This window comes from Streptomyces sp. NPDC104367, from assembly GCF_055583825.1.
In genome coordinates, this window is sequence record NZ_JBVJND010000038.1 from 79,435 (window position 1) to 87,941 (window position 8,507).

Annotated in this window: 5 protein-coding genes; all 5 read left to right on the forward strand. The window is 69.4% G+C overall.

What is annotated here, in order from left to right; translation table 11 throughout:
• The first annotated feature begins 5 nt into the window (after positions 1 to 5).
• The 5 genes from mreD (at position 6) to ACZ619_RS38960 (ending at position 7,953) form a co-directional block, all read left to right on the forward strand.
• The gene (gene mreD / locus ACZ619_RS38940; RefSeq protein ID WP_469609617.1) at positions 6 to 683 is read left to right on the forward strand and encodes a rod shape-determining protein MreD; all 678 of its coding nucleotides are present in this window, start codon (positions 6 to 8) and stop codon (positions 681 to 683) included.
• A 115-nt stretch (positions 684 to 798) separates the two neighbouring features.
• On the forward strand, positions 799 to 3,051 hold the full coding sequence (mrdA, locus tag ACZ619_RS38945; protein WP_469609620.1) for a penicillin-binding protein 2: 2,253 nt from the start codon (positions 799 to 801) through the stop codon (positions 3,049 to 3,051).
• Positions 3,048 to 4,247 (forward strand): rod shape-determining protein RodA, encoded by a 1,200-nt coding sequence (gene rodA / locus ACZ619_RS38950; RefSeq protein WP_469609623.1) that lies wholly within the window; start codon positions 3,048 to 3,050, stop codon positions 4,245 to 4,247. Before mrdA ends, rodA begins: the two co-directional genes overlap by 4 nt.
• A 128-nt stretch (positions 4,248 to 4,375) precedes the next feature.
• Positions 4,376 to 5,878 (forward strand): CYTH and CHAD domain-containing protein, encoded by a 1,503-nt coding sequence (locus ACZ619_RS38955; protein ID WP_469609626.1) that lies wholly within the window; start codon positions 4,376 to 4,378, stop codon positions 5,876 to 5,878.
• Between the two features lie 101 nt (positions 5,879 to 5,979).
• On the forward strand, positions 5,980 to 7,953 hold the full coding sequence (locus ACZ619_RS38960; RefSeq protein WP_469609629.1) for a TIGR03960 family B12-binding radical SAM protein: 1,974 nt from the start codon (positions 5,980 to 5,982) through the stop codon (positions 7,951 to 7,953).
• The last annotated feature ends 554 nt before the right edge of the window (positions 7,954 to 8,507 follow it).

The window sequence follows — 8,507 nt, forward strand, 5'->3', positions numbered from 1 at the left end:
CCCCCATGCGTGTCAACCGGATCCTGCTCTCCTCGGCCCTGGTCGTCGTCGCCCTGGTGATCCAGGTGAGCGTCCTCGCCCGCCTGCACCTGCCGGGCGCCGTCCCCGACCTCTTGCTGCTCACCGTCCTCGGCCTCGCCATGGTCTACGGCCATGTGGGCGGCGCCCTCGTCGGCTTCGGCGCCGGCCTGCTCGCCGACCTCGCCCCGCCCGCCGACCACGCGGCCGGCCGCTACGCCCTGGTTCTCTGCGTCGTCGGCTACTTCGCCGGGCTGATCAGGCCGGAGAACGGCCGCCTGAAGTCCGCGACCGGCCCGATGGTCGTCGTGGTCGCCGCCGCCGTCGGCTCCACCCTGCTGTACGCGGGCGTCGGCGCCCTCGTCGGCGACACCGCCGCCCGGCACGTCGGCATGACCAGCCTGCTGATCACGGCCGCCCTGTACGACCTGCTGCTGGCCCCGTTCGTGGTCCCCGGCATCATCGCCCTGGCCCGCCGCGCCGACAACGACCCGCTGACCGAGGCCAACTCCGGCGGCAAGGCGGGCGACATCTCCTCGGGCTGGATCTCCTCCGGCACCGGCATGCGCATCGGCAGCCAGCGCGGCGGCCTCGGCTCGCTGAAGGCCAAGGCCCGCACCCGCGGCGTCCGGGTCGGCCGCATCAAGGGGGTCAAGCGCCTGTGAACGCGGAGGAGTTCACCCGAACGGGTGTCCAGGGGCGGAACGCGGCCTCACAGGTCGATCGTTCATCATGCGTACGCGCAAGCGCATTTGTGCAGCGAGAGGGGGAGGAAACCCAGTGACCAACATTCCCGAGACCGGCCGGACCCCACGGGTCCAGGTCCGTCTCGTCGTCATCCAGATCCTCGTCCTCTCACTGCTCGGCACCCTCGGCGGCCGCCTGTGGTACCTCCAGATCCGCGAGGGCGCCGAATACCAGAAGGAGGCCTCCGGCAACCACGTCCAGCAGGTCGTCGAGCCCGCCGTGCGCGGCTCGATCCTGGACGCGCGCGGAGTCCCCCTCGCGGACAACGAGACCCGGCTGGTCGTCTCCGCCTCCCGCACCGACCTGCTCAAGCAGAAGGACGACGGCAAGGCGGTCCTCACCAAGCTCGCTGACGTCCTCGGGATGAGCGCCACGGAGGTCGTCCAGAAGGTCCGCCTCTGCGACTCCAAGACCCCCCAGCCTTGCTGGAACGGCTCGCCGTACCAGCCGATCCCGATCACCGACGAGGCCACCGCCAAGCAGGCCCTGCAGATCCGCGAGCGCTCCGAGGACTTCCCCGGCATCACCGCCGAGCCCGAGGCCGTGCGCCGCTACCCGAGCCCCGGCAAGTCCAACACCGCCCAGGTCCTCGGCTACCTCTCCCCGGTCACCGACGACGAGATCGAGCAGGCCAAGGACTCCTCCTCGCCCTACCTCCGCTCCGACCAGGTCGGCCGCTCCGGCCTGGAGCGCGAGTACGACAAGGAGCTGCGCGGCAAGGCCGGCGTCACCCGCTACGAGGTCGACAACCTCGGCCGGGTCATCGGCAAGGCCGAGTCCGACGCGGCCGAGTCCGGTTCGAACCTGGTCACCAGCATCGACTCCCGCGTCCAGCGCGTCGCCGAGTACGAGCTGGACAAGGCCATGAAGGCAGCCCGCCAGCAGTACGACAAGATCACCCAGGAGAACTACAAGGCCGACTCCGGCGCCGTCATCGTGATGGAGGCCAAGACCGGCCGGATAGTGGCCATGGCCTCGGCCCCCACCTACGACCCGAACGTCTGGGTCGGCGGCATCTCCGCCAAGGACTACAAGGCGCTCACCGGCAAGAACTCCGACTACCCGCTGCTCAACAGGGCCATACAGGGTCAGGCGGCCCCCGGTTCGACGTTCAAGGTGGTCTCCACCGCCGCCGCGGTCCAGGCCGGCTACGACTGGAACGGCGGCTACCCCTGCACCAGCTCCTACTCGGTGGGCGGCCAGGTCTTCAAGAACTTCGAGGGCGAGAACTTCGGCGACATCTCCCTGGGCCGCGCCCTGGAGGTCTCCTGCGACACCGTCTTCTACGGCCTCGCCGACCGCGAGTGGAAGAAGGACGGCGGGATCAACCCGAAGAAGGGCGAGCCCAAGGACTGGTTCTTCAAGACGGCCCACCAGTTCGGCCTCGGCAAGGAGACCGGCGTCGACCTGCCCAACGAGGTCACCGGCCGCGTCCCCGACCGCCAGTGGAAGCTCGACTACTGGAAGGCCAACAAGGACGCCTGGTGCAAGTCCGGCAAGAAGGACGGCACCTACGTCGAGAAGATCGAGTACGAGAACTGCCTCGAAGGCAACAAGATGCGCGAGGGCGACGAGATCAACTACTCCATCGGCCAGGGCGACACCCTCGTCACGCCGATCCAGGAGGCGATGATCTACGGCGCCGTGGCCAACGGCGGCACCGAGTACCAGCCGACCATCGGCAAGGCGATCATCAGCGCCGACGGCAAGACCGTCAAGGAGATCAAGCCCAAGGTCGTGCGCAAGCTGCCCGTCACCCAGGCCACCCTCAAGGGCATGGACGACGCCTTCGCGGGCGTCATCACCCGCGGTACCGCCGCCTGGAAGTTCGGCGGCTGGCCGCAGGACAAGATCGCCCTGCACGGCAAGACCGGTACCGCCGAGGTCTACGGCAAGCAGACCACGTCCTGGCTCGCCACCTACAGCAAGGACTACACGGTCATCATGACCATCGCCCAGGCCGGTACCGGTTCCGGTGCCTCCGGTGAGGCGGTCCGCAACATCTACAGCGCGCTCTACGGCGTCTCCGCCGACGGTTCCGTCGACAAGTCCAAGGCGCTGCTCTACACCCCGCAGAAGGGCCTGCCGAAGGTCCGCACGGACGGCACCATCACCTCCCCGAAGGTCTCCAGGGACCCGGCGAAGGACTTCCAGGCCTCCCAGCAGGGCGACGACAACACCGACAACGGCCAGACCCCGGCCGCCACCACGGCCTCACCGTCCACGGGCAACCGCGACACCCGAAGGCGGCCGCGCAAGCGGGGAAGCCGGAGGATGCTCACATGACCGGCGTCAACAGCTTCTCCGTCTCCGGTTACGGCCCGGCACGCGCCGGCTGGACCCGGTTCCTCGCCCGTGACTCGATGACCCGCCGCCTGGACTGGCCGATGCTGCTGGCGGCGGTCGCCCTGTCCCTGCTCGGCTCGCTGCTGGTCTACTCGGCCACCCGCAACCGCACCGAGATCAACCAGGGCGACCAGTACTACTTCCTGCTCCGGCACCTGATGAACACCGGCATCGGGCTCGCCCTGATGATCGGCACCATCTGGGTCGGCCACCGCCAGCTGCGCAACGCCGTACCGATCCTCTACGGCCTCTCGGTCCTCGGCATCCTCGCGGTGCTCACCCCGCTGGGCGCCACCATCAACGGCAGCCGCAACTGGATCGTCTTCGGCGGCGGCTTCTCGCTCCAGCCCGCCGAGTTCGTGAAGATCACGATCATCCTGGGCATGGCGATGATACTGGCGGCCCGGGTGGACGCCGGTGACAAGAAGTACCCCGACCACCGCACCGTCCTGCAGTCCCTGGGCCTGGCCGCGGTCCCGATCATGATCGTGCTGCTCATGCCCGACCTCGGCACGGTCCTGGTCATGGTGACGATCATCCTCGGCGTGCTGCTCGCCTCCGGCGCCTCCAACCGCTGGATCTTCGGCCTGCTCGCCGCCGGCGTGACCGGCTGCATCGCCATCTGGCAGCTGCACGTCCTGGACGAGTACCAGATCGCCCGCTTCGCCGCCTTCGCCAACCCCAGCCTCGACCCGGCCGGCGTCGGCTACAACACCAACCAGGCGCGCATCGCGATCGGCTCCGGCGGACTGACCGGCTCGGGCCTGTTCCACGGCTCGCAGACCACCGGCCAGTTCGTCCCCGAACAGCAGACCGACTTCGTCTTCACGGTCGCGGGCGAGGAACTGGGCTTCGTCGGCGCGGGCCTGATCATCGTGCTGCTCGGCGTCATCCTGTGGCGCGCCTGCCGCATCGCCCGCGAGACGACCGAGCTGTACGGCACGATCGTCGCCGCCGGGATCGTGGCCTGGTTCGCGTTCCAGGCGTTCGAGAACATCGGCATGACCCTCGGCATCATGCCGGTCACCGGCCTGCCGCTGCCGTTCGTCTCCTACGGCGGCTCGTCGATGTTCGCGGTCTGGGTGGCGGTCGGACTGCTCCAGTCGATCAGGGCGCAGCGCCCGATGTCGGCGTAGAACAGCCCTTTCGGGCGGGGTGGGCACATCGTTTCCGGTGTGTTCACCCCGCCCTCATTTCTGCTTTTCCTCCGATTCACCCACTTTGGCTTCTGTCCCTGTGGCCCCGGGCCAACTAGATTCGGTTCATGGCGGATGCGAAGCGTGAGATCGAGCGCAAGTACGAATCCGACGACAGTGGGCTGCCCGACCTGACCGGCGTCGCCGGAGTGGCGAACGTCCTCGACAAGGGCACCGCGGAACTCGACGCCACCTACCACGACACCTCCGACCTGCGCCTGGCCTCGGCCAAGGTCACCCTGCGCCACCGCAGCGGCGGCAGCGACGCGGGCTGGCACCTCAAACTCCCCGTCGCCCCCGGCGTCCGGGACGAGATCCGCGCCCCCCTCTCCGACACCGTCCCCGGCGAACTGGCCGCCCTCGCCCGCTCCCGGGTCCGCGAGGGCCGGCTGGTCCCGGTGATCCGGCTGCGCACCACCCGCGACGTCCAGCACCTCGTCGACGCCGACGGCACCCTGCTCGCCGAGGTCAGCGTCGACCGCGTCCGCGCCGAGCGCCTCTTCGGCGGCACCGGCAGCGCCCAGTGGACCGAGATCGAGGTGGAACTCGCCGACGGCGGCGACCCGGCCTTCCTCGACAAGGTCGGCAGACGCCTCGGCAAGGCGGGCGTACGGCCCTCGAAGTCCTCCTCCAAACTGGCCCGCGCGCTCGCCGAGACCAAGGGCGGCAGACCGCGCCCGGACAAGGACCCCGGCAAGCCGGCCACGGCCGGCGACCACGTCATGGCGTACGTCCGCGCCCAGCGGGACGCCGTCGTCGCCCTCGACCCGGCCGTCCGCCTGGACGCCGAGGAGGCCGTGCACGACATGCGCGTCGCCACCCGCAGGATGCGCAGCACCTTCCGCACCTTCGGCAAGGTCCTCGACCGCACGGTCACCGACCCCGTCGCCGACGAGCTGAAGTGGCTGGCCGGCGAACTGGGCGTGGGCCGCGACCAGGAAGTCCTCGCCGCACGCCTGACGGCCGCCCTCGCCGACGTACCGCCCGCCCTCGTCGACGGCCCCGTCCACGAGCGCCTGCACGGCTGGGCCGAGGCCGGCGAGCGCGGCTCCCGGGGCCGGCTGCTCGCCGTCCTGGACTCCGAGCGCTACCTGGCCCTGCTCGACACCCTGGACGCCCTCACCGCCGACCCGCCCCTGCTGAAGGCGGCCGCCGCCGACCCCGAGCAGGTGCTCACCAAGGCCGTGCACAAGGACTTCGCGAAGGTCGCCGAACTGATCGAGGCCGCCATGGCGCAGCCCCCCGGCCACGACCGCGACCTCGGCCTGCACGAGGCCCGCAAGAAGGCCAAGCGCACCCGCTACGCCGCCGAAGCCGCCCGCCCCGCCCTCGGCCGCCCCGCCAAGAGGCTCCTCACGTCCATGAAGTCCGTCCAGACGCTGCTCGGCGAGCACCAGGACAGCGTGATGGCCCGCGAGACCCTGCGCGAGCTGTCCGCGGTGGCCCACGCGGCGGGCGAGAACACGTTCACCTACGGCCTGCTCCACGGCCGCGAGGAGCGGCGCGCGGCCGCGGTCGAGAGCGGACTGCCGAGGGCATGGCGCGAAGTCAAGGCGGCGGCACCCCTCTGAGCAGCGCGTTCGGGCCGGGCCGCGGACCGGGTTAGGCTAGATGGTCACCCTCCCCAGCCACCGGCCGGGGGACCCCCAGCCACCTCACAAAGGTCCGCGAGATGCCTGCCGAAGCCGCCGCCCAGGCCGCCGAGTCTGTGTTCCCGCAGCTCGAAGCTCTGCTCCCGCACGTGCAGAAGCCGATCCAGTACGTCGGCGGAGAGCTCAACTCCACGGTCAAGCCGTGGGAGGCCTGCGACGTCCGCTGGGCGCTCATGTACCCGGACGCGTACGAGGTCGGCCTGCCCAACCAGGGCGTCATGATCCTCTACGAGGTGCTCAACGAGCAGCAGGGCGTCCTCGCCGAGCGCACCTACAGCGTGTGGCCGGACCTGGAGGCGCTGATGCGTGAGCACCGCGTCCCGCAGTTCACGGTGGACAGCCACCGCCCGGTGAAGGCCTTCGACGTGTTCGGCCTGTCCTTCTCCACCGAGCTGGGCTACACCAACATGCTCACGGCCCTCGACCTCGCGGGCATCCCGCTGGAGTCCAGGGACCGCACGCTCGACGACCCGATCGTCCTCGCGGGCGGCCACGCGGCCTTCAACCCCGAGCCGATCGCGGACTTCATCGACGCCGCGATCATCGGCGACGGCGAGCAGGCCGTCCTCGACATGACGAACATCATCCGCGCGTGGAAGGCGGAGGGCCGCCCCGGCGGCCGCGAGGAGGTCCTCCTCCGCCTCGCGAAGACCGGCTCGGTCTACATCCCGGCGTTCTACGACGTCGAGTACCTCCCCGACGGCCGGATCGCCCGCGTGGTGCCCAACCGGTCGGGCGTCCCGTGGCGCGTCTCCAAGCACACCGTCATGGACCTCGACGAGTGGCCCTACCCCAAGCAGCCCCTCGTCCCGCTCGCCGAGACGGTCCACGAGCGCATGTCGGTCGAGATCTTCCGCGGCTGCACGCGCGGCTGCCGCTTCTGCCAGGCCGGCATGATCACCCGCCCGGTGCGCGAGCGCTCGATCACCGGGATCGGCGACATGGTCGAGAAGGGCCTGAAGGCGACCGGCTTCGAGGAGGTGGGCCTGCTCTCCCTGTCCTCCGCCGACCACTCGGAGATCGGCGACATCGCCAAGGGCCTGGCCGACCGCTACGAGGAAGACAAGATCGGCCTCTCGCTGCCCTCCACCCGGGTCGACGCCTTCAACGTCGACCTGGCGAACGAGCTGACCCGCAACGGCCGCCGCTCCGGCCTCACCTTCGCCCCCGAGGGCGGCTCCGAGCGCATGCGCAAGGTCATCAACAAGATGGTCTCGGAGGACGACCTCATCCGCACCGTCTCGACGGCCTACGGCAACGGCTGGCGCCAGGTGAAGCTGTACTTCATGTGCGGCCTGCCCACCGAGACGGACGAGGACGTCCTCCAGATCGCCGACATGGCCACGAAGGTGATCGCCAAGGGCCGCGAGGTCTCCCGCTCCAACGACATCCGCTGCACGGTCTCCATCGGCGGCTTCGTCCCCAAGCCGCACACCCCCTTCCAGTGGGCCCCGCAGCTGTCGGCGCAGGAGACGGACGAGCGCCTCGAAAAGCTCCGGGACAAGATCCGCGGCGACAAGAAGTACGGCCGCTCGATCGGCTTCCGCTACCACGACGGCAAGCCCGGCATCGTCGAGGGCCTCCTCTCCCGCGGCGACCGCCGTATCGGCGCGGTCATCCGCGCGGTCTACGAGGACGGCGGCCGCTTCGACGGCTGGCGCGAGCACTTCTCCTACGACCGCTGGATGGCCTGCGCCGACAAGGCCCTGGCCCCCTTCGGCGTCGACGTCGACTGGTACACCACCCGCGAGCGCACCTACGAGGAGGTCCTGCCCTGGGACCACCTCGACTCGGGCCTCGACAAGGACTGGCTCTGGGAGGACTGGCAGGACGCCCTCGACGAGACCGAGGTCGAGGACTGCCGCTGGACCCCGTGCTTCGACTGCGGGGTGTGCCCGCAGATGGATACTTGGCCACAAGTAAGTAACAGCGGCAAGAAGTTGCTGCCGCTGACGGTCAAGAAGGATGTTCCGACCAGCGGACACACCCACTGACGTGAGTGAGGCGTTGCGGCGGATCGTAGAGGCTTTGGAGGGCGGCAGCGAGGAAGAGACGGCTGCCGTCCTGCGAGAGCTCGGTGCTAGGAGCGGCCGGCAGGAGAGTGTGAAAGAGCCCTTGAGAACGCCTCTGCCGCCTCCCAGGAGCACTGCGAGCATCCATAGTGAGGTGGAGTGGGTCTGAGGTCCTCGGAGCGGGCAGAGGTGCTCTGAGCGATCGTTCTGAGTCGGACTGGGGGAGTCAGAGTGGCAAGTATGCGGATTAGGCGTGTTGTTGCTCCTGGATCTCCGCGATTTGCTTTGCATACGCTGGGATGGCGCGCTTTTCAAGATCTGTGTGCAGCTGTTCTTCGGCAGGTATGGGGGCAAAGTGTCCACACCTTCGCTGACTCTAATGATGCTGGACGCGACGGGGCATTCTATGGAAGTTGGGCCACTCCAACGGGGACCGTTGAAGCTGAGGTTGAAAGGGTGGGGTGACAGGGCTACGGGGGCTCCAGCCCGAGTTCGGTCTCGGCTATGAAGCCGTCGAGGATCTCGGGTCGGCGTTG

What these genes read in the sequence shown, in the direction of transcription:
- mreD (WP_469609617.1), top strand. Translation starts at nt 6, where the DNA reads ATGCGTGTCAACCGGATCCTGCTCTCCTCGGCCCTGGTCGTCGTCGCC.
- ACZ619_RS38960 (WP_469609629.1), top strand. Translation starts at nt 5,980, where the DNA reads ATGCCTGCCGAAGCCGCCGCCCAGGCCGCCGAGTCTGTGTTCCCGCAG.
- ACZ619_RS38955 (WP_469609626.1), top strand. Translation starts at nt 4,376, where the DNA reads ATGGCGGATGCGAAGCGTGAGATCGAGCGCAAGTACGAATCCGACGAC.
- rodA (WP_469609623.1), top strand. Translation starts at nt 3,048, where the DNA reads ATGACCGGCGTCAACAGCTTCTCCGTCTCCGGTTACGGCCCGGCACGC.